Consider the following 24502-nt stretch of genomic DNA (forward strand, 5'->3'; position numbering starts at 1 on the left):
CTACCCTGCACGAGGTGGAGTTCCGCCTGGTCTCCATCCGGGACGTGCAGGCGGCCCGTAGCACCATCCCCGGCAACTACGGCCTCGGTCACCTCCAGGCGTTCCACAGGCACCTCTTCGGCGACGTGTACCCCTGGGCCGGGCAGACACGCACTGTTGAAATCAGCAAACCCGGGGCACGCTTCTGCCACTGGCGCTTCATCGACGACCAGGTGGGCAGCGTCCTCGCCCAGCTCTCCGAGGACGGCTTCCTGCTCGGCCTGAAGCGCGAGCCGTTCGTCGGCTCCCTCGCCCACTACTACGGCGAGCTGAACGTCTGCCACCCGTTCCGCGAGGGCAACGGCAGGACGCTGCGCGCCTTCCTGCGTCAGCTCGGCGCCGCAGCCGGCTACCTGCTCGACTGGTCGGAACTCGACGCCGCCGACAACATCGACGCCTGCGCCCGGCATCTGAACACTGGCGAGACGGACCTTCTGGTGACCGCGCTCGATCCGGTCGTACGGCGCCTCGGCTAGACCCGGGGCGATCCCGCACCGGCCGGCGGGCGCAGGCCGTCCAGCGCGATGGCCAGGACGCGGTCGCGCTGGGCCGGGTCCGGGAACTGATATGCGGCCAGCCCGCTGATCAGCCGGATCACGTCGTCGAAACCGGCGTCCGGCCGGGCCGCGCCGGCCTCCTGGGCGCGGCGCAGCAGCGGCTCGCCGGTCGCGTAGATCTCGGTGCGGCAGCTGCGGAACACCTCGGAGTCGTGCACCAGCTCCTCGGCCAGCGCCCGCTTGGTGGCCACATAGGCGACGAACCGGTGCAGCCAGCCGACCAGGGCGTCCCACGGCGGCTCGTCGGCCAGGTCGGCGGCGGAGGCGCTGAGCGCGCGCACCTCCTCGACGTAGACCGCCTCGAACAGGTCCCGCCGCTGGGGGAAGTTGCGGTAGAGCGTGCCGATGCCCACGCCCGCCCGGCGGGCGATCTCCTCCAGCGACGCGCCCGCGCCGTGCTCGCCGAAGACCTCGCGGGCGGCGGCGATCAGCGCGTCGTAGTTGCGGCGGGCGTCGGCCCGTTTCGGGCGGCGGGCGAAGACCTCACCGGGCACGTCGGCGTCGGTCATGACGCGCGTCACCCCTTCCGTCTTGCAACCGGAGGCACCCCTCCGCTAGGTTAATGGAGGCACGCCTCCGGTTACTGACCGGAGCCACCCCTCCGGATAGCTTACTCCGGACTTCCGGCCGCCCTCCGGCACGCGATCCTCGCGCCACGACACGGACCCGGGAGGTCCCACCATGCCCGCCGACCGCTGAGCGCCCGCACGACCCGGCCGCCACCGCCGCAGGACTGCGCGAGCGGCCACCAGTCTCGTACCGACAACGGGGAGTTCTCCCACATGATCCACTCATCAGGGCGCGGCTCACGCCGGCTCACCTTCCTCGTGCTGGCCGCCGGCACCGGATTCTTCGCGATGCTCCAGTCGCTGATCACGCCGGTGCTGCCCACCATCCAGCACGACCTGCACACCTCGCCCAACACGGTGACCTGGGTGCTCACCGCCTACCTGCTCTCCGCGTCCGTCTTCACGCCGATCATCGGCCGCGTCGGCGACATGGTCGGCAAGGAGAAGACGCTCGTCTTCTCGCTCGCCGCGCTGGCACTGGGCTGCCTGCTGGCAGCCGTCGCCCCCAGCATCGGCGTGCTGATCGCCGCCCGCGTGGTGCAGGGCATCGGCGGCGCCGTCTTCCCGCTCTCGTTCGGCATCATCCGCGACGAGTTCCCGGCCGCCCGGGTCAGCTCGGCGGTGGCCTCGGTCTCCGCGGTCGTCGCCGTCGGCGGCGGGCTGGGCGTGGTGCTGGCCGGGCCGATCGTGGCCACCCTGGGCTACCGGTGGCTGTTCTGGATCCCGCTGGTGGTGGTCGGGCTGACCGCGCTCGCCGCGCACCGGTTCGTACCGCGCTCGCCGGTACGCACCCCGGGCCGGATCAACTGGCTCAGCGCCGTACTCCTGTCCGGCTGGCTGGTGGCGCTGCTGCTGCCGGTCAGCAAGGGCGCCGCGTGGGGCTGGGGTTCCGGCCGGGTGGTCGGGCTGCTGGCGCTGGCCGCGGTGCTCGCGGCCGCCTGGCTGGCGACCGAGGCCCGAGCCGCGAACCCGCTGATCGACCTGCGGATGATGCGCCTGCCCGCGGTCTGGACCACGAACCTCGTCGGGTTGCTCTACGGCGCCTCGATGTTCGCCGTGTACGCGTTCCTGCCGCAGTTCGCGCAGATCCCGACCAGCGCCGGCTACGGCTTCGGCGCCAGCGTCACCCAGGCCGGGCTGCTGATGCTGCCGATGCTCGTCGGCATGTTCGTGGCCGGCCTGCTGGCCGGACGGCTGCAGTCCCGGTTCAGCGCCAAGGCCCAGCTGAGCACCGGCGCGGTGTTCAACGTGGCGGCCGCCGCCATGCTGACCGTCGCACACGACACCCGCTGGCAGGTCGGTGTCGCCGGTGGCCTGGTCGGCCTCGGCATCGGGCTGGCGTTCGCCTCGATGGCCAACCTGATCGTGGCGAACGTGCCGGCCGGGCAGACCGGCGCGGCGACCGGCATGAACGCCAACATCCGTACCATCGGCGGCGCGATCGGCGCGGCGCTCGCCAGTGCCGTGATCACCGCGAATCCGCAGCCGAGCGGGCTGCCCCGGGAGGCCGGTTTCACCGCGGGCTTCCTGCTGCTCACCGGCATCTCGGTGGCCGCGGCGCTGGCCGCGCTCGCCGTACCCTCCGGCCGCCGCCGGTGGCCCCGGCGGCGGATCGGGCCGGCGGTGCCGGACCTGGCGCCGGCCGCCGAGCTGGTCCCGGCCCGCTGACCTCAGCCCTCTCGTTCCGTGGATCTTGGTACGCGGGCGCCCCTTGCGGGGCGTGCGCGTACCAAGATCTCGTCTAGCGTGGGGCGACGCGGCAGCCGGGGTCGGGGCCGGCGTCGGCCACGCCGCAGTGGAACACCTCGACCGGGGCGGCGTCCACGTCGGGCACCTTCGCCACGGTGAGCAGCGCCAGCCGCTTCGCGACCGGCTCACCGGAGTCCGGGGCGTACCGGATGAGGCCGCTGACCCCCGGGTAGCCGCCGGCGGCGTTCTGCCGCAGCACCTCGGCGTGCACCCCGACCGGGTTGACCGAACGGGGCTCCCAGCGGCGGCCGGTGTCGGCGTGGCGCAGCCGGGCGGCGAGGCTCTCCAGCGCGCGTACCGTCATCATGGTGGCGTCGTATGCCAGGCTGACCCGCTCGCCGACCGGCGGGCCGGTCCCGGCGCGGCAGCGGGGCGGGTCGAGCAGGCCGTCCGCGCCGATCCAGGTGAGGAAACTGCCCCGGGCGTCGTCGCGCCCGGCCTGCGCGGCCCGCAGCGCCGCGCAGGTGGCCAGGGCGGCCTTCGACACGTACGTGACCGGCAGGTTGCCCGGCGCGCTGGCGCGCAGCCCCGGGTTGGCCATGTAGCGGTTCACCGAGTCGTCGGCGACCAGGTGCCGGGGCGGGTTCGCGCCGCACTCCTTGAGCGCGCGCATGAACCCGTCGAACTCCGACCAGCGGCCGGCGAAGAAGAGCATCCCCGGGTAGCCGCACTCCTGGGTGAGCCGCCGCCCGCTGCGCCACTCGTCGAGCCGGGTGAGCCGGTCGCCGAAGCGTTCCCGCAGGCCGTCGACGAGGGTGGCGACGTACAGGTCGTCGGTGAGCGAGCTGCCCTCGCCGGTGGTCCAGTAGACGTGCGCCTCCCCCACCCGCAGCACCTGCCGGGCGTACGCCTCGACCATCCGGGTCTGGTCCCGGTTCGGCGCCGACATGGCCAGGTAGAGGCTGGAGTTGGCGTCCATCCGGTCGGCCGACAGCGTCGGGGCGAGCACCGGCAGGCCGACGCGGTTGAGTTCGCGCAGCGCCGCCGCCGTGCTGGTGCGGCTGTCCACCAGGCCGACCACGCCGAGCACTGTGGGGTCGTCGCGGGCCAGCCCTTCCAGCATCCGCACCGCGTCGTCGGCGTGTCGCATCTGCCGCCCGGCGTTCGCCACCACGATGTGCAGCAGCGCCGCGTCGTCCGCCGCCGCCGACTCCTGGAGCAGGGCGTACTGGGCGGTGGCCATGCCCTCCAGTTCCTCCCGCTCGGAGACGTAGGACTCCTCGTCCGCGCGGGTCCGGTTGCCGGTGAGGCTGCCCAGGTAGACGAGCGTCAGGTAGGGGCGGCGGTGCTCGCTGCGCCGCCACACCTCCTCGGCGGCCCGGTTCTGGGCGAAGATGCGCCGCTGCACGGCGCGCAGCCGGTCCTGCCCGGGTTCGCTGTTGAAGACCTGCCCGGCGGTGTCGCTGTAGCCGACGCACTCCCCGCCGACGAGCCGCACGGTGACCCGGTCGGTGGGCCAGGGGCGGCAGTCCGGCGCCCACCGCCCGTGCGCCCACACGCCCAGCCCGGCGACGAGCGCCAGGGCCACCGCGGCGGGCAGGAACCGCCGGGCCCACCAGGGCGGGTCGGGTGCGACAAGGGCCGGCGGGACGCCTCCCACCGGCGCGTCGACGTCCCGGTCGTCCGCCTCCAGCAGCATCAGCCAGGCGCCGGGGCGACGCAGCCGGCGGTTCTCCGGCAGCGCCTCGGCCCACTCCTCGTACGCCTCCTCGGCCTCGGCCAGCGGCCGGGCCGCTGCCGGTTCCGGTGGCGGGTCGGCGGCGACCGCGACGACGAGCAACGGGTCGTTGCGGCCGGTCTCGTTGCGGACCTCGTCGACGAGCCGGACCAGCGTGTGCCCGACGTTGTCCGGCCGCGCGCCGTCGAGCACCAGCACCGGATAGGCGGTGCGGCGCCAGTCCCCGGGCCGCCAGAACCGCCGCCGGTACGCCAGGCGCAGGTCCTCCAGGAACGCGTGCAGCAGCAGCTTCTCCACCTGGGCCGGGTGTTCGCCGTCGCGCCAGCCGGCGGTGAGCCGCTCGGCGAAGCCGAGGAACGTCACCGACTGGCGGGGCGCCAGGTACTGCTGGCGCATGAACCAGCGGTACTGCCGTCCGACGAGCGGCACCCGGCCGGAGACGGCGATCCGGAACACGACGCCGGGTACGGCCCGCCACAGCAGCCAGAGCAGCAGGTGCAGCGCGGCACCGAGGCCGGAGTCGCCGCCGACCTGGGGGTCCTCTCCGGCACGCCGTCCCCGCCAGTCCCGCAGCCGGCGCACCAGCGCGGCCCGGCCGCTGTCGGCGGCGTCCAGGTCCACGGCGAGCGTCTGGTGCATCAGCCAGTCGGCCAGCGGGTAGTGCCGGAACCGCAGCCGGGGCGCGCCGAACGCCTCCACGGAGAGTTGCCGGTGCAGCTCGCGCAGCACGGCCGCGACGTCGTCGCCGGCCGGCCGGCCGGTGAGGTCCAGCACGGCGTGCGGTACCCGCCGCCCGGCCCGGAGCGCCGCGAAACGCCGTAGCAGGGCCGCGACCGCGCCGTCCCCGGTGGGCCGGACCAGCCAGAGCAGTGGGAGCCGGCGGTCACCGCGGCGTGGACGCCGCAGCAGCCGGGCCAGCAGGGTGAGCAGTTCCGGGCCGCCGGCCGGGAGCTGCTCACGGACCGGCCGCAGCCGGGTCGCCGGTTCACGCATGGTCACCTCCGGGTCGCACGGGGTGTCGCACCATTGTCGACGTTCGATGCAACCCGGCACGGCGGGGCCCCGCTCGACGGACGGGTGTCGAGCGGGGCCCTCTCCTCACATGCGGATCAGCCGATGGCGGCGGTCAGCGCGGCCAGGTAGCCGTAGCGGTAGCCGTTCGCGTTCGGGTGGTACGCCTCGATGACGCCGCTGACGTCCCGGATCCACGGGTCGGCGGCGCACACGCCGTGGCCGGCGAAGAACGGCCGCGCGTCGACGAAGGTGCCGCCGGCGGCGGCGGCCCGGCCGGAGATGACGCCGTTGAGCGTGTCGGCGGCCTGGTTGAGGATGGTGCGCTTGTAGCTGCTCATGGCGAGCAGTCCACAGGAGCCGGTCTCGAACAGCCGCGGGTAGCCGAGCACCACCAGCCGGGCGTTCGGGGCCCGGTTGCGGATCGCAGTGTACGTGGCGTCGAGCCGGGCGGGCAGCGTCGCGGTGGCGAACGCCTTCGACTCGTTGACCGCGCTCTCGCAGCTGGACGTGCTGCCGAAGCGGCAACTGGTCATCACGTCGGCGAAGCCGGCGTCGTTGCCGCCGATGGTGATGGTGACCAGCGTGGTGCTGCTGCTGAGCTGGCCGACCTGGTCGGCCAGCACGTCGGCGGTGACCGCGCCGCCGCAGGCCGGGAACTTGAAGCTGGTGACCGAATGGGCGGCGGCCCAGAGCGGGGCGTACGACTTCTGGCTGCGCAGGCAGGTGGACAGGTCGTACGGGCCGGCGCCGACCCCGGAGGAGTAGGAGTCACCGAGGGCGACGTAGTTGACGGTGGCCGCCCGGGCGGCGCCGGGCAGGAGCACGGCGCCGAGTACGGCCGCCAGGAGGGCGGCGAACACGGTACGGACGCGACGGGGCATGGCAGAGCCTCCACGGGGCAGGGGTGGTGGAGCCCGTTGACCGCGCGCGTGGCCGAGGGATCGGTGCTGTTACTGGTCGGTAATGCTATCGAAACATTCGTCGAAATTGAATAGCCCCGATCGACCGGACAGGACAGATACGTTCACATGTGTCGATTAGCTTGACGGTGACGACACCCGACGGAGGGAGTCCCACCGTGCGACGCGCACTCACGGCGGCCATCGCCGCCCTGACCCTCACCACGGCCGGCACCACGGTGACCGGTGCCCCCGGCCAGGCCGCCCCCACCGGATGGGGCCGGCCGCAACCCGCGGCGGCCACCCCGACGCCGGGCAGCCCCGGGCTGGGCGACAGCTACTTCCCCGACTACGGCAACGGCGGCTACGACGTCGGCCACTACGACATACGGCTGCGCTACGAACCGGCCACCGACCGGCTCAGCGGCACCACCACGATCCTCGCCACCGCCACGAAGGACCTGTCCCGGTTCAACCTGGACTTCGCCCTCGACGTCGAGTCGGTGCGGGTGAACGGGTGGACCGCCGGGTTCGCCCGGGCCGGCGACCACGAGCTGGTCGTCACCCCGGCCCGGCCGCTGACCAAGGGCCAGCAGCTCACCGTGGTGGTGAGGTACGCCGGCGTGCCGTCGCAGACCACCGTCTACGGCTACACCGCGTGGACGCGAACCGCCGACGGGGCGCTCGCCGTCAACGAGCCCGAGTCGGCCTGGTGGTGGTACCCGAGCAACGACCACCCGAAGGACAAGGCCACCTGGGACATCTCGGTGTCGGTGCCGACCGGCGTCGAGGTGGTCAGCAACGGCGTGCAGCCGCGCGACCCGCTGCCCGAGGCCGGCAACCGCACCCGGTGGAGCTGGCGCAGCGTCAAGCCCGGCGCCACGTACCAGGCGTTCCTGGCCATCGGGCAGTACGAGATCGTCACCGACGTCGCGCCGAACGGGCAGCCGGTGGTGAACGCGTACAGCACCACGCTGGGCGAGCGCCTGCCGGCCGCGCGGGCGAGCATCGAACGCACCGCCGAGATCGTCGAGTGGGAGAGCGGGCTGTTCGGCCCGTACCCGTTCGAGGCGCAGGGCGGCGTGGCCGGGCCGGTCGACGGCATCGGCTTCGCCCTGGAGACGCAGACCCGCCCGGTGTACGGGCCCGGCTTCTGGCGGCGCGGCGCCAACACGTACGTGGTGGTGCACGAGAACGCCCACCAGTGGTTCGGCGACTCGGTGTCGGTGGCGGACTGGCGGCACATCTGGCTCAACGAGGGCTTCGCGTCGTACGCCGAGTGGCTCTGGTCGGAGGAGCAGGGCGAGGGCACCGCGCAGGAGCTGTTCGACTTCACCTACGACAGCTACCCGGCCGACTCCGAGTTCTGGCAGGTACGCCCCGGCGCCCCGGGCCCGGGCGGCATCTTCGACGCCGCCGTCTACGACCGGGGCGCGATGGCGCTGCACCAGATCCGGCGCGCCGTGGGCGACGCCGCGTTCTTCCGCATCCTGCGCACCTGGACGGCCAAGCGGCAGTACGGCAACGGCACCGTCGCGCAGTTCCAGGCGCTCGCCGAGCGGATCTCCGGACGGGACCTCGACGCGGTGTTCACCACCTGGCTGTTCACCCCCGGCCGGCCCGCCGTGGCCACCGCCGCACGGACGAGCGCCGCACCGGCGCAGCCGGCCTCGTGGGCGAAGATCCGGGCGGCGCACGACCTGCTCGGCCGCTGACCGGCGCCGGCCGGGCCGCTCCCCCGCGACGGAGGGCGGCCCGGCCGGTTCGGGGTCAGCGCGCGGCGAGCGGCTGGCGGGCCGGGTCGACCGGGGCGGGCAGTTCGCCCACCCCGCCCAGGTACGCGTGGATCGCCGCCGCGGCGGCGCGTCCCTCGGCGATCGCCCAGACGATGAGCGAGGCGCCCCGGTGCATGTCACCGGCGACGAAGACGCCGTCGGCGGCCTGCCAGTCGGGGCCGGAGTCGATCGCGCCCCGGCGGTTGCGGGTCACCCCGAACTGGGCCAGCAGCGGCTGCTCCTCGGTGCCCTCGAAGCCGATGGCGAGCAGCACCAGGTCGGCCGGGATCTCCCGCTCGGAGCCCGGCAGCGGGGTGACGATGCGGCGGCCGTCCACCTTCTCCACTGTCACCTCGGCGATCCGGACCGCGCGGACCTGACCGGTGCCGTCGTCCACGAACTCCTGCACCGCGACGGCGAAGACCCGCTCGCCGCCCTCCTCGTGCGCCGGGTAGTTGCGCAGCACCCACGGCCAGGTCGGCCACGGGTCCCGGGCCGCGTCGCGCTCGGCCGGCGGCTCCGGGTAGAGGTCGAGCTGGTGGACGCCGGCCGCGCCCTGCCGATGCGCCACGCCGAGGCAGTCGGCGGCGGTGTCGCCACCGCCGATGATCACCACGTGCTTGCCGGCGGCGTCGATCGGCGTACCGTCGGGCAGCGTGGCGAGCGCGGGCCGCCCGTCCCCGGCGGCGGCCACCACCCGGTTCGCGGCGACCAGGTGCGCCATCGCCTGGTGCACACCGCGCAGCGCCCGGCCCGGCGTCTCCGGCGTGTCCCGGCCCTGCAACGCCCCGCAGGCCAGCAGCACCGCGTCGTGCTCGGCGCGCACCTGCTCGGCGGTCACGTCGACGCCCACCTCGACGCCGGTCCGGAACCGCACACCCTCGGCGGTGAGCTGGGCCAGCCGCTTGTCGATGTGCTGCTTCTCCAGCTTGAAGTCGGGGATGCCGTAGCGGAGCAGGCCGCCGATCGCGTCGTCGCGCTCGTACACGGTGACCGTGTGACCGGCGCGGGCGAGCTGCTGCGCGGCGGCCAGCCCGGCCGGGCCGGAGCCGACCACGGCCACCGACCGGCCGGTCGGGGCGGACGCGGGCCGGGGCCGCAGGCCGTCGCGGGCCACCGCCGCGTCGGCGATCTCCACCTCGACCTGCTTGATGGTGACCGGCTGCTGGCCACCGAGGCCGAGCACGCAGGCCGCCTCGCACGGCGCCGGACAGAGCCGGCCGGTGAACTCGGGGAAGTTGTTCGTGGCGTGCAGCGACTCCACCGCGGCGTCCCAGTTGCCGGTGCGGACCAGGTCGTTCCAGTCCGGGATGCGGTTGCCCAGGGGGCAGCCGTCGTGGCAGAACGGGATACCGCAGTCCATGCACCGGGTGGCCTGCTCGCGGATCAGCCCCTCACCGGCCGGCGGGTAGACCTCCCGCCAGTCGGAGATGCGTACCGGCACCGGACGGCGGGCCGGCAGCCGCCGGTCGTAGCGCAGGAAACCGTTCGGGTCAGGCACGAGCCACCTCCTGGGCGACCGCCCGGGGCGCGGGCGGTACCGGCGCGGCCGACGGCACGCTGAGCGCGCTCATCACCGCGTCGTCGACGTCTCGGCCGGCGGCTTCGGCGGCCCGCATGATCTCCATGACCCGGCGGTAGTCGCGGGGCACCACTGCGGTGAACTCCTCCACCGCCTGCGGCCAGCGCTTGAGCAGGTCCTCGGCGACAGCCGAGTCCGTCTCGGCGAAGTGCCGCTGGACCAGCTCGTGCAGCCGGTCGCGTTCCTCGTCGCGCAGCGGCGACAGGTCGACCAGCTCGGCGTTCACCAGCCGCTGGTCGAGCCGGTGCACGAACGCGGTGCCACCGGACATGCCGGCGGCGAAGTTGCGCCCGGTCGGCCCGAGCACCACGACGGTGCCGCCGGTCATGTACTCGCAGCCGTGGTCGCCGAGGCCCTCGACCACCGCGACCGCGCCGGAGTTGCGGACCGCGAACCGCTCCCCCACCCGGCCGCGCAGGTAGACCTCGCCGCCGGTGGCGCCGTACAGGATGGTGTTGCCGGCGATGATCTGGTCCTCGGCGCGGCGGCCCGGCGTGGCGTCCACGCCGACGAACGGCGCGTCGGCGTCCGGCCGGACCACGATCCGGCCGCCGGACAGTCCCTTGCCGACGTAGTCGTTGGCGTCGCCGTACAGGCGCAGCGTGACTCCGCGCGGCAGGAACGCGCCGAACGACTGGCCGGCGGTGCCGCGCAGCCGGAACTCGATCGTGTCGTCGGGCAGCCCGGCGCCGCCGAAGCGGCGGGTGACCTCGCCGCCGAGCATCGCGCCGACGCTGCGGTGCTCGTTGCGCACCTCGACCTCGACCCGCACCGGGGTGCCGTCACGCAGCGCCGGCCCGGCAAGCTCGATGAGCCGGTTGTCCAGCGCCGCGTCGAGGCCGTGGTCCTGGGCGCGTACGCCCCGGCGGGCCGCGCCCTCGGGCAGCTCCGGCAGGTGCAGCACGCGGCTCAGGTCGAGGCCGTGGCCCTTCCAGTGGTCGATCGCGCCGGCCACGTCGAGCAGCTCGGTGTGGCCGATCGCCTCGTCGATGCTGCGGAAGCCCAGCTCGGCCAGGTAGCCGCGGACCTCCTCGGCGAGGAACAGGAAGAAGTTCTCCACGAACTCCGGCTTGCCGGTGAAGCGCTCGCGCAGCACCGGGTTCTGGGTGGCGATGCCGACCGGACAGGTGTCCAGGTGGCACACCCGCATCATCACGCAGCCCTCGACGATCAGCGGCGCGGTGGCGAAGCCGAACTCCTCGGCGCCGAGCAGCGCCGCGATCAGCACGTCCCGGCCGGTCTTGAGCTGGCCGTCGACCTGCACCGTCACCCGGTCGCGCAGCTTGTTGAGCAGCAGCGTCTGCTGCGCCTCGGCCAGGCCCAGCTCCCACGGGGTGCCGGCGTGCTTGAGCGAGTTGAGCGGGGACGCGCCGGTGCCGCCGTCGTGCCCGGAGATCAGGATGACATCGGCCTTGAGCTTGGCCACGCCCGCCGCGACGGTGCCCACGCCCACCTCGCTGACCAGCTTGACGTGCACCCGGGCGGCCGGGTTGACGCACTTCAGGTCGTGGACGAGCTGGGCGAGGTCCTCGATGGAGTAGATGTCGTGGTGCGGCGGCGGGGAGATCAGGCCGACGCCGGGGGTGGCGTGCCGGGTCCGGGCGATCCACGGCCAGACCTTGTTGCCTGGTAGCTGCCCGCCCTCGCCGGGCTTCGCGCCCTGCGCCATCTTGATCTGAAGGTCGTCGGCGTTGACGAGGTACTCGCTTGTCACGCCGAACCGGCCGCTGGCGATCTGCTTGACCGCGGAGCGCCGCGCCGGGTCGTGCAGCCGCTCGACGTCCTCGCCGCCCTCGCCGGTGTTGGACTTTCCGCCGAGCCGGTTCATCGCGACGGCGAGCGTCTCGTGTGCCTCCGCCGAGATCGACCCGTACGACATGGCACCGGTGGCGAAGCGCTTGACGATCTCGGTGGCCGGCTCGACCTCGTCCAGCGGCACCGCCGGGCGGACGCCGGTGCGCAGCGTGAACAGCCCGCGCAGCGAGCCCGCCTGCGCGGCCAGCTCGTCGACCTTGGCGGTGTACTGCCGGAACACGTCGTACTGGCGGCTGCGGGTGGCGTGCTGGAGCAGGAAGACCGTCTCCGGGTTGAACAGGTGCAGCTCGCCCTCGCGGCGCCACTGGTACTCGCCGCCGACCTCCAGCCGGTCGGTGGCCTGCGCGCCCGGCGCCGGCCAGGCCCGCGCGTGCCGGGCCGCCACCTCGGCGTGGATCTCGTTCAGGCCGATGCCGCCGATGGTGCTCGGCGTGCCGCGGAAGTACCTGTGGACCAGGCGGGTGTCCAGGCCGACCGCCTCGAACACCTGCGCGCCGCAGTACGACGACACGGTCGAGATGCCCATCTTCGACATGATCTTCAGGACGCCCTTGCCGAGCGCCTTGACGTAGTTGCGGACCGCCTTCACCCGGTCGACGCCGGCCAGCCCGCCGGTGGAGATCATGTCCTCCACCGACTCGAAGGCGAGGTACGGGTTGACCGCCGCCGCGCCGTACCCGATCAGCACCGCCGCGTGGTGCACCTCGCGGCAGTCGCCGGACTCGACGATCAGCGCCACCTGGGTGCGGGTCTGCTCGCGGACCAGGTGCTGGTGCACCGCGGCGGTGAGCAGCAGCGACGGAATCGGGGCCAGGTCGGCGTTGGAGTCCCGGTCGGAGAGCACCAGGATGCGGACGCCGTCCTCGATCGCCTCGGAGACGTGCCGGCAGATCTCGGTCAGCCGGGCCTTGATGCCGGCGCCGCCGTCGCGCAGCCGGTAGAGCCCGGAGACCCGGACCGCCTTGAAGCCGGGCAGGTCGCCGTCCTCGTCGATGGAGAGGATCTTGGCCAGCTCGTCGTTGTCGATCACCGGGTACGGCAGCACGATCTGCCGGCAGCTCGCCGGGCCCGGGTCGAGCAGGTTGCCCTCCGGCCCGATGGTGGACGCCAAGCTGGTCACCAGCTCCTCCCGGATGGCGTCCAGCGGCGGGTTGGTGACCTGCGCGAAGAGCTGATGGAAGTAGTCGTAGAGCAGCCGCGGCCGGGTGGACAGCGGGGCGATCGGCGTGTCGGTGCCCATCGAGCCGATCGGCTCCGCGCCGCTGCGGGCCATCGGGCCGAGCAGGATCTTCAGCTCCTCCTCGGTGTAGCCGAACGTCTGCTGGCGGCGGCGTACCGAGTCGTGGGTGTAGACGGTGTGCTCGCGCGGCGGCAGGTCGTCCAGCTCGATCAGGCCGGCGTGCAGCCACTCCTGGTACGGCTGCTCGGCGGCCAGCTCGGTCTTGATCTCGTCGTCGGAGACGATCCGGCCGTTGACGGTGTCGACCAGGAACATCTTGCCCGGCTGGAGGCGGCCCTTGGCGACCACGGTGGCCGGGTCCAGGTCGAGCACGCCCGCCTCGCTACCGAGCACCACCAGGCCGTCGGCGGTGTGCCACCAGCGGCCCGGCCGCAGGCCGTTGCGGTCCAGCACCGCGCCGACGATCTCGCCGTCGGTGAACGCGACTGACGCCGGGCCGTCCCACGGCTCCATCAGGCTGGCGTGGAAGCGGTAGAACGCGCGCTTGTCGGCGCGCATGTCCGGGTCGTTCTCCCACGCCTCGGGGATCATCATGAGCACCGCGTGCGGCAGGCTCCGCCCGGCCAGGTGCAGCAGTTCCAGCACCTCGTCGAAGTTGGCCGAGTCGGACGCCGCCGGGGTGCAGACCGGGAAGACCCGGCGGATGTTGCCGGGGATGCTCGGGCTGCGGAGGAGGGCCTCGCGGGCCTGCATCCAGTTGCGGTTGCCGCGGATCGTGTTGATCTCGCCGTTGTGCGCGATGAATCGGTACGGGTGCGCCAGCGGCCAGGACGGGAACGTGTTCGTGGAGAAGCGCGAGTGCACCAGCGCGATGGCGCTGACCACCCGTTCGTCGGTCAGCTCCGGGTAGAACGCCGGGAGCTGGTCCGGGGTGAGCATGCCCTTCCACACCATCGTGCGGCCGGACAGCGACGGGAAGTACGCCGGCACGCCCCGCTCGGCGGTCTCCCGCTCGACCTGCTTGCGCAGGCAGAACGCCACCCGGTCCAGGTCGAGCCCGGTCAGCGGGGAGCCGGCCGGACCGGCCGGTGAGTCGGTCAGCCGGTGCGCGGCCACGAAAAGCTGCCGGACCCGGGGCATGGCCGCGAGCGCGGTCTCCCCCAGGCCGGACGGCTCGGTCGGCACCTCGCGCCAGCCGAGCACGTCGGCGCCCTCGACCAGCGCGTACTTGTCCACCACCTGGCGGGCGCGGGCCTCGGCCGCGTCGTCGTCGGGCAGGAACACCAGGCCGGTGGCGTACTGGCCGGCCGGGGGCAGCGGGAAGTCGACGGTGGCGCGCAGGAACGCGTCCGGCACCTGGATCATGATGCCGGCGCCGTCCCCGGTGTTGTGCTCCGCGCCCCGGGCGCCCCGGTGGTCCAGCCGGCACAGCGCCCCGAGGCCGTTCGCGACGACCTGGTGCGAGCGCCGCCCGTGCAGGTCGGCCACGAAGGCCACGCCGCAGGCGTCGTGCTCGTACGCGGGGTCGTAGAGCCCGGTCGTCCGCGGGGCCGACTGCGGGCTGTGAGGGTACGGAAAGGCCACCGGGCCTCCTGTCGTCACTCAGGATGGATCATGATGGGGACGACGTCGGCCCTCTGCGGTTTATTGAGTCTACGTTAGGGCTTCCGGCGCAAGGCCAGTTCAGATTGATCACACTTCCAGATGCTGGGACGTGTAGTCTCGCGCGGTGGATCTCGCACGCGCTGACGTACTCGCCCGGTTGGAGCGGTTCTACGACGCGGTGCCCCGCGACGGGGCCCGGACCGAGGATCACGGCGCCCTGGTGCTGTTCGTCCGCGACGGCGCCGGATGGCCGTTCTACGCCCGGCCCCGACTCGACGCCGACGAGGCGCCCACGCTCGCCGACGTCACCGCCGTCCGCGCCCGGCAGCGGGAACTGGGCCTGCCCGAGGCGTTCGAGTGGGTGCACGAGCACCAGCCCGACCTGCTCGCGGTGGCCCGCTCGGCCGGGCTCAGCGTGCTGGAGGCGCCGCTGATGCTGCTGGAACCGGAGCGGCTGCCCGATCCGGGGACGTTCAGTGACGTACCGGTGCGGGTGCTGGCCCCCGCCGAACCCGGCTTCGCGGCGGACATCGCGCTGCGCCGGGCGGTCGCGGCGGTCGGCTTCGCCAACGGCGGCACCGCGCGTGGCGACGCCGGACCGGCCGAGCGGGACGCCGCCCTCGCCCAGCTGGACGTGGCCGCGCTGGAGGAGGAGGCGACCCGGGTCGCCGACGGACGGCGCATCTCGGTGCTCGCCGAGACACCAGACGAGGGCGCGCTCGCCAGCGGGATGGCGATGCGGGTCGACGACGTGGCGGAGATCGCCGGGGTGGCCACGCTGCCGTCCGCCCGGCAACGTGGGCTGGGCGCGGCGGTGACCGCCACGCTCGCGCGGGAACTGCGCGCCGCCGGCACCGACCTGATCTTCCTGAGCGCCGGCAGCGAGGACATCGCCCGCGTCTACCTGCGGGTCGGGTTCCGCCGGATCGGCACCGCCTGCATCGCCGAGCCCGCAGCCGTCATCTGAGCACCGGCGCGGGCCGCCCGCCCGCGCGGGGACCGCGCCGCCGAGGGCCGCGTCAGGACGGTCAGGACGGCGGCTGCCAGGCGGCGGCCGCCGCCGCGGCGGTGTTGCGCAGTCGCGGGCTGATCGTGCCCAGTGCGGCGTCCCGGGCGCGCAGCGCCAGCCTGCCCCGGGCCTGCAGGACCGCCGACATCCGCCGGGTCTGCCGGACCATCGTGGCCGCGCGGGGGCGGCGCAACCTGTCGTACGCGGTCACCGCATCCGGCAGCCGCGACTCCCGCAGCAGCCCGGCCAGCGTCGCCGCGTCCTCGAACGCCAGGCAGGCGCCCTGCCCGAGGTGCGGCGGCATCGCGTGCGCGGCGTCGCCGAGCAGCACCACGCCACCCGGGCCGGCCGGGAAGCCGTACGCCTTCGGCAGCGGCCGCAGCTCGCGGATCTCCTGCTGGACCACGTCCTCCGGATCGGTCGCCTCCAGCAGCGTGCCGATCGGCGCGGGCCAGCCGGCGAACCAGCGCTTGAGCAGCGCGAGCTGGATCTCCGGCGGCTCCGGCCGGGGCGCGCCGGCGGCGGTGGCGACCCAGTAGACGCCGCCCCGGCGGGAGGCGCCCGCGGTGCCCCGCTCGCCGAGCGAGGCGGCCAGGAAGCGGTAGCCGGCGCCGAGCGTCTCGCCGTGCACCGGCTGGTCGTCGGGTAGCTGCGGGGCCCGGTACCAGGGGATCACGGCCCGCCAGGCGGCACAGCCGGAGCTGACCACTGCGGTCTCCGGGGCGAGGTGCCGGCGGATCTCGCTGTCCGTGCCGTCGGCGGCCACCACCAGGTCCGCCTCGTAGGTGTGCCGGCCGTCGCCCACCGCCGGGCGCTCGCCCGACGCCGCGCGCACCGTCCGCACTGTCACGCCGGTTCGCAGCTCGACCCGGTCACCCAGACCGGCGATGAGCGCGTCGTGCAGGTCCTCCCGGTGCACCACCACCGGCATCCGCTCGGCCGGCGTGGACCGGGCCTGCACCAGCCAGTGGCCGTCCGGGCGGCGCACGCCGCCGTCGGGCAGCGGGGTGGCGATCGCGTCCAGCCCGTCGCCCAGCCCGAGGGCGCGCAGCGCGCGTACCCCGTTGGGCCAGAGCACCACGGCGGTCGCCTCCGGGCGGACCCGGTCGGCGCGCTCCAGCAGCGTGACCTGCCAGCCCGACCGGGCCAGCACACCAGCCGCCGCCATTCCGCCGAGGCCGGCGCCGACCACCACCGCGCTGCGCATGACTCCCCCGCTCAGCTGTCCCGGTCCGCCGGGCGCCCGCCGTCGGCCCGGCCGGCGTTCGTCCGTTCGGCGTCCGCCCGCTCCGGGTCCGTGTCGTCCTCGGTGTCGTCGCCGTCCGTCCGCTCGGCCGTGGCGCCGTCGTCGTCCGTGCGGCCCGTCGCGGCATCGTCGGCGGGCTCGGCCCGTGCCGCTTCGTCGTCCGCCGCCGGCTCCGGGGGCAACTCGCCGGTCTTCCGGTACGCCTCGAACTGTTCCTCGGTCACCACCCGGTAGCCCTCGGGCGCGGCCGGCCGTGCGGCGGCCTCCCGGGCGGACAGGTCGACCTGGGACACGTCACCGGCCGGGCCGGCGGCGGGGGCCGGCTCGCCCACCGGCACCAGGTATTCGCGCGGGCCACGGACCCGGATGAAGTAGGCGAGCGCGCCGAGGAAGACCAGCGCGGCGGTCCAGACGTTGAGGCGTACGCCGAGGATCAGGTTCGCCTCGTCGGTGCGCATCAGCTCGATCCAGAACCGGCCCGCCGTGTAACCCATCACGTAGAGCGCGAACGCCCGGCCGCGGCCGAGCCGCAGCTTGCGGTCGAGGAACAGCACCAGCGCGGCGACGCCGACGTTCCAGAGCGCCTCGTAGAGGAACGTCGGGTGGTAGAGCCCCGGCTGGAGCACCGGGTTGCCGGCGTCGTCGCGCAGCGCGTGACCCGGGTTGTCCGGGTCCATGACGTGCACTTCCAGGCCCCACGGCAGCGTGGTCCGCCCGCCGTACAGCTCGTTGTTGAACCAGTTGCCCAGCCGGCCGACGGCCTGCGCCAGGGGCAGGCCCGGCGCCAGCGCGTCGGCGACGACGGTGAGCGGGATGCCGAGCTGCCGCGCGGCGAGCCACGCGCCGACCGCGCCACCGGCCACCGCGCCCCAGATGCCGAGGCCGCCCTCCCAGATGTAGAGCGCCTTGATCGGCTCACCGCCGGCACCGAAGTATTTCTCCGGCGAGGTGATCACGTGGTAGATCCGCGCGCCGATGATGCCCGCCGGCACGGCCCAGACGGCGATGTCGAGTACCGCGCCGGGCGCCACACCGCGGCGGCGCAGCCGGTACTCGGTGACCACGCAGGCCACCACGATGCCGAGGATGATGCAGAGCGCGTACGCCCGGATCGGAACCGGACCGAGCTGCCAGACGGCGGTGCTGGGGCTGGGCATGGCCGCCAGTGGGGTCATCGGGGCGAGGGTCACGGGTGCACACGGTACCGGTGCGGACTGTGTGTGCGGCACCCCGGGCCGCCTGCCGCGCGGGTCGATGACTTCTGGTTTGCACGGTCGTAGGCTGTTTGTCCATGAGCCCGCTCACCTGGGCGGTCGCCGCTGTCGTCACCGACGCATCCGGCCGGCTGCTGCTCTGCCGCCGGTCCGAGAGGGCCCGGCGCTGGGGCCTGCCGGGCGGGCGGCTGCGCCACGACGAGAGCCCGGCGGACGCCGTCGTCCGGGCGGTCCGCGCCGAGACCGGCTGGGCGGTGGCGCCGGCCGACCTGGTCGGCCTCCACCGGGTCACCGACCCCCGGGTGCCCGCGCCGCCGGCCGGGTCGCGCTCACGCATGATCGACACCAGTTCGGCGAGGTGGCGGTGTCCCGGCGTCCTGGACCACGCCAGCTCGGCGAAATGGAGTCGATCAAGCGGGTGGCGACGGAGCGGACCCCGGGCGTCAGCGAGCGGGGTTGCGGACTCCGTCGGCCAGCTCCGCGCTGAGCTTGCGCAGGGCGGTCAGGCCGGCGGCCTGGTCCGGGGCGTCCAGCACGCAGCGGACCAGCGCGCTGCCCACGATCACCGCGTCGGCGTACCCGGCGACGGTGGCGGCCTGCGCGCCGGTGCCCACGCCCAGCCCGACGCCGACCGGTAGTTCGGTGACCTCGCGTAGCCGGGAGACCAGGATCGGCGCCGCTTCGGAGGTCTGCGCCCGGGCGCCGGTGACGCCCATGATCGCGGTGGCGTAGACGAACCCGCGGCAGTGCTCGACGGTCATCCGCAGCCGCGCGTCGGTCGACGAAGGCGAGACCAGGAACGTGCGGTCCAGGCCGTGCGCGTCGGAGGCGGCCAGCCACTCGGCGGCCTCGTCCGGGATCAGGTCCGGCGTGATCAGGCCGGTGCCGCCGGCAGCGGCCATGTCGCGGGCGAAGGCGTCCACACCGTACTGCTCGATCGGGTTCCAGTAGGTCATGGTGACCACGCTGGCCCCGGTCGCGGCGACCGCCTCGACCACGCGCAGCGCGTCCGCGACGCGGACACCGCCCGCGAGCGCGATGTCGCTCGCCTTCTGGATGACCGGGCCGTCCATCACCGGGTCGGAGTACGGGATCTCCACCTCGATGACGTCCACGCCCGCCTCGACCATCGCCTTCATGGCGGCGATGCTGTCCTCGACGGTCGGGAAGCCCGCCGGCATGCAGCCGACCAGCACCGCCCGCCCGTCCGCCCGCGCCTTGTCGAAGGCGACCCCGATGCGGCTCACGCTGTCACTCCTTGTCGAGGATGCCGAAGTACGCGCCGGCGGTGTGCACGTCCTTGTCGCCCCGGCCGGACAGGTTGACCACGATCACCGGTTCCCGGCCCAGCTCCTCGGCGAGCCGGGGCGCGACGGCGCGGGCCCCGGCGAGCGCGTGCGCGCTCTCGATCGCCGGGATGATCCCCTCGGTGCGGCAGAGCAGCTCGAAAGCGGCCATCGCCTCGTCGTCGGTGACGGGGAGGTAGGTGGCCCGGCCGCTGTCGTGCAGCCAGGCGTGCTCCGGGCCGACGCCCGGGTAGTCCAGGCCGGCCGAGATCGAGTGCGACTCGATCGTCTGCCCGTCGGCGTCCTGCAGCACGTACGTGCGGGTGCCGTGCAGCACGCCGGACGAGCCGCCGGTGATGCTGGCGGCGTGCCGGCCGGTGTCGACGCCCTCGCCGCCGGCCTCGAAGCCGTAGAGCCGCACGCCGGTGTCCGGCACGAACGCGTGGAAGATGCCCAGCGCGTTGGAGCCGCCGCCGACGCAGGCCGCGACCGCGTCCGGCAGCGCGCCGGTCAGGTCCAGGCACTGCCGGCGGGCCTCCTCGCCGATGCCGCGCACGAAGTCCCGGACCATCTCCGGGAACGGGTGCGGGCCGGCGGCGGTGCCGATCAGGTAGTGGGTGTCCTCGACGTTGGCGACCCAGTCCCGCATCGCCTCGTTCATCGCGTCCTTGAGCGTGCGCGAGCCGGTGGTCACCGGGACGACTGTGGCGCCGAGCATCCGCATCCGCGCCACGTTGAGCGCCTGCCGCTCGGTGTCCACCTGGCCCATGTAGACGACGCATTCCAGGTCGAACAGCGCGGCGGCGGTGGCGGTGGCGACGCCGTGCTGCCCGGCGCCGGTCTCCGCGATGACCCGCCGCTTGCCCATCCGCTTGGTGAGCAGTGCCTGGCCCAGCACGTTGCGGACCTTGTGCGCGCCGGTGTGGTTGAGATCCTCGCGCTTGAGCAGGACCCGCGCGCCGATCTGCGCGGAGAACCGCCGGGCCTCGTAGAGCAGCGAGGGCGTGCCGGCGTAGTCGCGCAGCAGCGCGTCGAACTCGGCGAGGAAGTCCTCGTCGCCCATCGCCTTCCGGTACGCCGCGTCCAGCTCGTCGAGCGCGGCGACGAGCGCCTCGGGGACGAACCGGCCACCGAACCGGCCGAAGTGACCGGCGGCGTCGGGGACCGGGCCGGTTGCGGGTGCGGCGCTCATCGCGGGCGTCCTCTCGGATCGGGTGCCCGGCGGCTCAGCGCACCGGGCGGGGCGTGGCCGGGTGGTTACCGGCGTTGACCAGCTCGGCCACCGCTTCGCGCGGGCTCTTCTGGGTGACCAGGCCCTCACCCACCAGCACGGCGTCGGCGCCGGCGGAGGCGTACCGGATCAGGTCGTGCGGACCGCGCACCCCGGACTCGGCGATCTTGACGACGCTGCTGGGCAGGCCGGGCGCGATCCGCTCGAACACCGAGCGGTCGACCTCCAGGGTACGCAGGTCGCGGGCGTTCACGCCGATGACCTGCGCGCCGGCCTCCAGGGCGCGGTCCGCCTCCTCCTCGGTGTGCACCTCGACCAGCGCGGTCATGCCGAGCGACTCGATCCGCTCCAGCAGCCCGACCAGCGCGTTCTGCTCCAGCGCGGCGACGATCAGCAGCACCAGGTCGGCGCCGTGCGCCCGGGCCTCGTGCACCTGGTAGCTGGAGACCACGAAGTCCTTGCGCAGCACCGGCACGTTCACCGCGGCCCGCACGGCGGCCAGGTCGTCGAGCGACCCGCCGAACCAGCGGCCCTCGGTGAGCACGCTGATCGCCCGCGCGCCACCGGCCGCGTAGTCACCGGCCAGGTCGGCCGGGTCGGCGATCTCGGCCAGCCGCCCCTTGGACGGCGACGAGCGCTTCACCTCGGCGATCACCGCGACGCCGGGGCGGCGCAGGGCCGCGTACGCGTCCAGCGGTGGCGGCGCGGCGGCGGCCAGCTCACGGATCCGCTCCAGCGGAACCTGCTCCTGGCGCCGGGCGACGTCCTCCCGCACGCCGGCCAGGATCTCGTCGAGCACCCCTGCGGACGGCGCCGCTCCGGCGTCGTCCCCCTCCGCGTGCGCATGCTCAGCAGTCACCAACGGACTCCCCTCTCCGGGCGTCATGGGCCGATGCTAGGGGGCGCCACCTGGCGACGAGTGCCGGGGGGTATGGCGCACCTCACGACATGGGCTGTGGCATGATGGCCGACTTCCGGTGAACGCCATGTCACGCAGCGCCACCGCTGGCATCGACCGTCACCCATCCCCTATCTCACCACGATCGTTCCGGGCCCGCAGGACGGGTTCCGGCGATGGGCTGTGACCAAGCTCAAGGACCTCCGGCCCTGCCCAGGTCGTCCCCGGTGCGGCAGCGTTGACCTGTGCTTCACGGCGGCGAAACGTCCGCCCGGAAGCATCGTCGTCGGGCACACTCGACGCCGGCGGCTGCCGACCGTCGCCAACGATCTCGTATGGGGTGACCATGAGCGCCAACGGGCCGACCCAGACCATCGGCTTGACCACCATCTCCCGTACCGTCGCCTCCCTCGCCGTCGGCGTGGTGGACACGCTCGAACGCGCGGTGGCCGGCGACGGCCGGGCGCGTACCGCCCGCGGCAACGCCTGGGAGGCCGTCTGCGCCGACCGGGCCCGCGCCGCCCAGCGCCGTGAGCTGGAGCGGCTGGTGGCCGAGCTGGCCGCCGCGCGGGCCGCAGCCCGGCAGCGGCGCGACGCCCGCGAGGCGCAGCCGGTCAGCTGACCGTCGGGTCCTCGCCCCGGTCCAGCGCGTCCCACGCGTCCCGGGTGCCACGTTCGACCGCCGGTCGGCCGGGCTCGTCGGCCGGAGCGGACCGCCGCTCGTACCGGGCGCCCATCGCCGGCCAGCCGTCCCCGCGCAGGGCGGTGAACGCGCCGCCGGCCGCCAGGGCCAGGCCGCCGGCGAGCACCAGCGCCGGCCACTGCCGGCTCACCCCGGCCTCGGTCAGGCCGATCCCGCCGCCGACCGCCACCGCCAGGCCGACGCCGGCCAGCAGCACACCCAGCAGCCGGCGCAGCCGGCCCCGGGTGGCGAGCACCGCGCCACCGCCGGCGAGTCCCACGTAGGTCAGCGCCAGCACCCAGGGCAGCAGTTCCGTACCGGTGCGCCCGGCCCGCCCGGACGGCAGCGATCCCCGGGCGGTCGCCTCCACCGCCCAGGTCCGGGTCACCGCCCAGCAGGCCAGGCCCGCGCCGGCCAGGCAGAGCAGCACCGCGTACGCGAGTTCGCGCCGCCCGCGGGCCGGCGGCGCGGTGGTGCCGGGCGCGCTCACCGGGCGGCCCGCAGCGTCTCGGCGGCCGCGATGGCGGCGAGCACGGCGGCGGCCTTGCTGCGCGTCTCCCGGTCCTCGGCGGCGGGGTCGGAATCGGCCACGATCCCGGCGCCGGCCTGCACGTAGGCGCGGCCGTCGCGGATCAGCGCGGTACGGATCGCGATGGCCATGTCCAGGTCACCGCCGAAGGCGAAGTAGCCGACGGTGCCGCCGTAGACGCCGCGCCGGACCGGCTCCAGCTCCTCGATGATCTCCATGGCCCGCACCTTGGGCGCGCCGCTGAGCGTCCCGGCCGGGAACGTCGCGGCCAGCGCGTCGAACGCGGTGCGGTCGTCGCGCAGCTCTCCGACGACTGTGGAGACGATGTGCATGACGTGGCTGTAGCGCTCGATGGTGGCGAACTCGGGCACCTCGACGGTGCCCGGCCGGCACACCCGGCCCAGGTCGTTGCGGCCCAGGTCGACGAGCATCACGTGCTCGGCGCGTTCCTTGGGGTCGGCGAGCAGCTCGGCAGCGAGCTTCGCGTCGCCGTCCGGGGAGCCGCCGCGCGGGCGGGTGCCGGCGATCGGGTGCAGCAGCGCCCGCCGCCGACCGTCCGGGCCGGCGCTGACCTTGAGGTGCGCCTCCGGCGACGAGCCGACGATGTCGAAGCCGTCGAAGCGCAGCAGGTACATGTACGGGCTGGGGTTGGTGGTGCGCAACACCCGGTACACGTCGAGCGGGTCGGCGTCGGTGGGGCGCTCGAAGCGCTGGCTGAGCACGATCTGGAAGCACTCGCCGGCCCGGATCGCCTCCTTGGCCGTCTCCACCGCCTTCGGGTAGCCGCCCTCGGGGGTGCGGCTGACCACCTCGCCCACGCCGGGCCGGTCCACTGTCGAGACCATGGGCGGAATCGGCCGGGACAGCGCGCTGGTCATCGCGTCGAGCCGGCCGACGGCGTGGTGGTACGCGGCCTCCACCAGCTCCGCCCGGTCGGGGTCGTCCAGCGGCGGCAGCACCGCGTTGGCGACCAGGATCGCGGAGCCCTCGTAGTGGTCGAGGACCACGAGGTCGGTCGCGAGCATCATGCCCAGCTCGGGCACGTCCAGCTCGTCCTCGGTCAGCTCGGGCAGGCGCTCGAAGCGGCGGACCAGGTCGTAGGCGAGGTAGCCGACCAGGCCACCGGTCAGCGGCGGCATGTCACCGGCCGGATCCCAGCCCGGCCCGGCGAGCGCGGCGACCGTCTCGCGCAGCACGGTCACCGGGTCGCCGCCGGTGGGCACCCCGGCGGGCGGGGTGCCGGTCCAGCTCGCCGCGCCGTCGCGCTCGGTCAGCGTGGCGCTGCTGCGGACGCCGATGAACGAGTAGCGCGACCAGGCGGTGCCGGCCGAGCCGACGCCCTGCTCCGCGGACTCCAGCAGGAACGTGCCGGGACCACCGGCCAGCTTGCGGTAGACCCCGACCGGCGTCTCCGCGTCGGCGAGCAGCCGCCGGGTGACCGGTACGACCCGCCAGCGGGCGGCCAGGCCGGCGAAGGTGGACCGGTCCGGGCTGACGGTGCCGTCGGTCACGGGGTCACCTCCGGGGAGCTGACCGGCAGTTCGGTGAAGAAGCAGGTGCGCTGCCCGGTGTGGCAGGCCGCGCCGACCTGCTCGACGCTGACCAGCAGCGCGTCGCCGTCGCAGTCGAGTGCCACCGAGCGCACGTACTGGTGGTTGCCGGAGGTGGCGCCCTTGACCCAGTACTCGGCGCGGCTGCGCGACCAGTAGGTGGCCCGGCCGGTGGTGAGGGTGCGGTGCAGCGCCTCGTCGTCCATCCAGGCGACCATCAGCACCTCGCCCGTGTCGTGGGCGCGGACCACGGCGGCGACCAGGCCGTCCGGGGTGCGGCGGAGCTTGGCCGCGATGGCCGGGTCGAGCCGGGACGGCCGGGCCGGGCCGGGAGTGGGGGCGCCGGTCAGCGGCGCGTCAGGGGCGGGCACGGTTGACCATTCTCCCGCACGCGG

Annotated in this window: 18 protein-coding genes and 1 pseudogene; 6 read left to right on the plus strand and 13 right to left on the minus strand. The window is 74.3% G+C overall.

The window, feature by feature from the left end; all coding sequences use genetic code 11:
* Positions 1 to 14: 14 nt before the first annotated feature.
* Positions 15 to 515, plus strand: a complete 501-nt coding sequence (locus O7611_RS19250; protein ID WP_269697343.1) for a Fic/DOC family protein — start codon at positions 15 to 17, stop codon at positions 513 to 515.
* On the opposite strand, the gene O7611_RS19255 is transcribed toward O7611_RS19250, so the two are convergent.
* Positions 512 to 1105 (minus strand): TetR/AcrR family transcriptional regulator, encoded by a 594-nt coding sequence (locus O7611_RS19255; RefSeq protein WP_269697344.1) that lies wholly within the window; start codon positions 1103 to 1105, stop codon positions 512 to 514. The two genes, O7611_RS19250 and O7611_RS19255, sit on opposite strands and share 4 nt — an antisense overlap.
* A 273-nt stretch (positions 1106 to 1378) precedes the next feature.
* Here O7611_RS19255 and O7611_RS19260 point away from each other — a divergent pair, with 273 nt between their 5' ends.
* Positions 1379 to 2833, plus strand: a complete 1455-nt coding sequence (locus tag O7611_RS19260; RefSeq protein ID WP_269697345.1) for an MFS transporter — start codon at positions 1379 to 1381, stop codon at positions 2831 to 2833.
* 73 nt (positions 2834 to 2906) lie between these two features.
* Here O7611_RS19260 and O7611_RS19265 read toward each other — a convergent pair whose 3' ends face one another.
* Both O7611_RS19265 and O7611_RS19270 read right to left on the minus strand, forming a co-directional pair.
* On the minus strand, positions 2907 to 5585 hold the full coding sequence (locus tag O7611_RS19265) for a hypothetical protein (protein ID WP_269697346.1): 2679 nt from the start codon (positions 5583 to 5585) through the stop codon (positions 2907 to 2909).
* Between the two features lie 116 nt (positions 5586 to 5701).
* Positions 5702 to 6487, minus strand: coding sequence for an SGNH/GDSL hydrolase family protein (locus O7611_RS19270; protein WP_194801263.1), 786 nt, complete (start codon positions 6485 to 6487; stop codon positions 5702 to 5704).
* 197 nt (positions 6488 to 6684) lie between these two features.
* On the opposite strand from O7611_RS19270, the gene O7611_RS19275 reads away from it, so the two are divergent.
* Positions 6685 to 8220 carry a M1 family metallopeptidase gene (locus tag O7611_RS19275; RefSeq protein ID WP_194801262.1) on the plus strand — a complete coding sequence of 512 codons (1536 nt, stop codon included), beginning with the start codon at positions 6685 to 6687 and terminating at the stop codon, positions 8218 to 8220.
* 55 nt (positions 8221 to 8275) lie between these two features.
* On the opposite strand, the gene O7611_RS19280 is transcribed toward O7611_RS19275, so the two are convergent.
* Both O7611_RS19280 and gltB read right to left on the minus strand, forming a co-directional pair.
* Complete coding sequence (locus tag O7611_RS19280) at positions 8276 to 9781, minus strand: glutamate synthase subunit beta (RefSeq protein ID WP_194801261.1); 1506 nt, start codon at positions 9779 to 9781, stop codon at positions 8276 to 8278.
* Positions 9774 to 14441, minus strand: coding sequence for a glutamate synthase large subunit (gltB, locus tag O7611_RS19285; RefSeq protein ID WP_269697347.1), 4668 nt, complete (start codon positions 14439 to 14441; stop codon positions 9774 to 9776). Before gltB ends, O7611_RS19280 begins: the two co-directional genes overlap by 8 nt.
* 145 nt (positions 14442 to 14586) lie before the next feature.
* Between gltB and O7611_RS19290 the strand changes: the two genes are divergently transcribed.
* Positions 14587 to 15429 carry a GNAT family N-acetyltransferase gene (locus O7611_RS19290; protein WP_269697348.1) on the plus strand — a complete coding sequence of 281 codons (843 nt, stop codon included), beginning with the start codon at positions 14587 to 14589 and terminating at the stop codon, positions 15427 to 15429.
* A 61-nt stretch (positions 15430 to 15490) separates the two neighbouring features.
* On the opposite strand, the gene O7611_RS19295 is transcribed toward O7611_RS19290, so the two are convergent.
* Both O7611_RS19295 and lgt read right to left on the minus strand, forming a co-directional pair.
* Positions 15491 to 16678 carry an FAD-dependent oxidoreductase gene (locus O7611_RS19295; RefSeq protein ID WP_013287548.1) on the minus strand — a complete coding sequence of 396 codons (1188 nt, stop codon included), beginning with the start codon at positions 16676 to 16678 and terminating at the stop codon, positions 15491 to 15493.
* Positions 16679 to 16689: 11 nt separating this feature from the next.
* Positions 16690 to 17907 (minus strand): prolipoprotein diacylglyceryl transferase, encoded by a 1218-nt coding sequence (gene lgt, locus O7611_RS19300; RefSeq protein ID WP_269697349.1) that lies wholly within the window; start codon positions 17905 to 17907, stop codon positions 16690 to 16692.
* Positions 17908 to 18008: 101 nt separating this feature from the next.
* Between lgt and O7611_RS19305 the strand changes: the two are divergent.
* A pseudogene (locus O7611_RS19305) lies at positions 18009 to 18197 on the plus strand (NUDIX domain-containing protein); the annotation flags it as partial.
* Positions 18198 to 18374: 177 nt separating this feature from the next.
* Here the strand turns inward: O7611_RS19305 and trpA are convergent.
* From trpA to trpC, 3 genes are read right to left on the minus strand one after another with little or no spacing between them, the layout of a single operon-like run.
* Positions 18375 to 19178 carry a tryptophan synthase subunit alpha gene (gene trpA / locus O7611_RS19310; RefSeq protein ID WP_194801256.1) on the minus strand — a complete coding sequence of 268 codons (804 nt, stop codon included), beginning with the start codon at positions 19176 to 19178 and terminating at the stop codon, positions 18375 to 18377.
* Positions 19179 to 19182: 4 nt separating this feature from the next.
* The gene (gene trpB, locus O7611_RS19315; protein ID WP_194801255.1) at positions 19183 to 20409 is read right to left on the minus strand and encodes a tryptophan synthase subunit beta; all 1227 of its coding nucleotides are present in this window, start codon (positions 20407 to 20409) and stop codon (positions 19183 to 19185) included.
* 34 nt (positions 20410 to 20443) lie between these two features.
* Positions 20444 to 21247 (minus strand): indole-3-glycerol phosphate synthase TrpC, encoded by an 804-nt coding sequence (gene trpC, locus O7611_RS19320; RefSeq protein ID WP_194801305.1) that lies wholly within the window; start codon positions 21245 to 21247, stop codon positions 20444 to 20446.
* A gap of 445 nt (positions 21248 to 21692) precedes the next feature.
* Here trpC and O7611_RS19325 point away from each other — a divergent pair, with 445 nt between their 5' ends.
* Positions 21693 to 21968, plus strand: a complete 276-nt coding sequence (locus O7611_RS19325) for a hypothetical protein (RefSeq protein WP_194801254.1) — start codon at positions 21693 to 21695, stop codon at positions 21966 to 21968.
* Here the strand turns inward: O7611_RS19325 and O7611_RS19330 are convergent.
* Genes O7611_RS19330 through hisI form a run of 3 tightly spaced genes read right to left on the minus strand, consistent with a single transcriptional unit; the run spans position 21961 to position 24478 of the window.
* Complete coding sequence (locus O7611_RS19330) at positions 21961 to 22518, minus strand: Trp biosynthesis-associated membrane protein (RefSeq protein ID WP_194801253.1); 558 nt, start codon at positions 22516 to 22518, stop codon at positions 21961 to 21963. The genes O7611_RS19325 and O7611_RS19330 overlap by 8 nt on opposite strands.
* Positions 22515 to 24068, minus strand: coding sequence for an anthranilate synthase component I (locus tag O7611_RS19335; RefSeq protein WP_194801252.1), 1554 nt, complete (start codon positions 24066 to 24068; stop codon positions 22515 to 22517). Before O7611_RS19335 ends, O7611_RS19330 begins: the two co-directional genes overlap by 4 nt.
* Positions 24065 to 24478 carry a phosphoribosyl-AMP cyclohydrolase gene (gene hisI / locus O7611_RS19340; RefSeq protein ID WP_269698127.1) on the minus strand — a complete coding sequence of 138 codons (414 nt, stop codon included), beginning with the start codon at positions 24476 to 24478 and terminating at the stop codon, positions 24065 to 24067. The genes O7611_RS19335 and hisI overlap by 4 nt, the downstream gene beginning before the upstream one ends.
* Between the last annotated feature and the right edge of the window lie 24 nt (positions 24479 to 24502).

Origin of the sequence: Micromonospora sp. WMMC273 (assembly GCF_027460285.1) — a bacterium.
Lineage (GTDB): Bacteria > Actinomycetota > Actinomycetes > Mycobacteriales > Micromonosporaceae > Micromonospora > Micromonospora aurantiaca.

Coding starts and splice junctions, on each gene's coding strand:
- O7611_RS19255 (WP_269697344.1), bottom strand. CDS start 1,105: ATGACCGACGCCGACGTGCCCGGTGAGGTCTTCGCCCGCCGCCCGAAA.
- O7611_RS19260 (WP_269697345.1), top strand. CDS start 1,379: ATGATCCACTCATCAGGGCGCGGCTCACGCCGGCTCACCTTCCTCGTG.
- O7611_RS19265 (WP_269697346.1), bottom strand. CDS start 5,585: ATGCGTGAACCGGCGACCCGGCTGCGGCCGGTCCGTGAGCAGCTCCCG.
- O7611_RS19270 (WP_194801263.1), bottom strand. CDS start 6,487: ATGCCCCGTCGCGTCCGTACCGTGTTCGCCGCCCTCCTGGCGGCCGTA.
- O7611_RS19295 (WP_013287548.1), bottom strand. CDS start 16,678: ATGCGCAGCGCGGTGGTGGTCGGCGCCGGCCTCGGCGGAATGGCGGCG.
- trpB (WP_194801255.1), bottom strand. CDS start 20,409: ATGAGCGCCGCACCCGCAACCGGCCCGGTCCCCGACGCCGCCGGTCAC.
- O7611_RS19325 (WP_194801254.1), top strand. CDS start 21,693: ATGAGCGCCAACGGGCCGACCCAGACCATCGGCTTGACCACCATCTCC.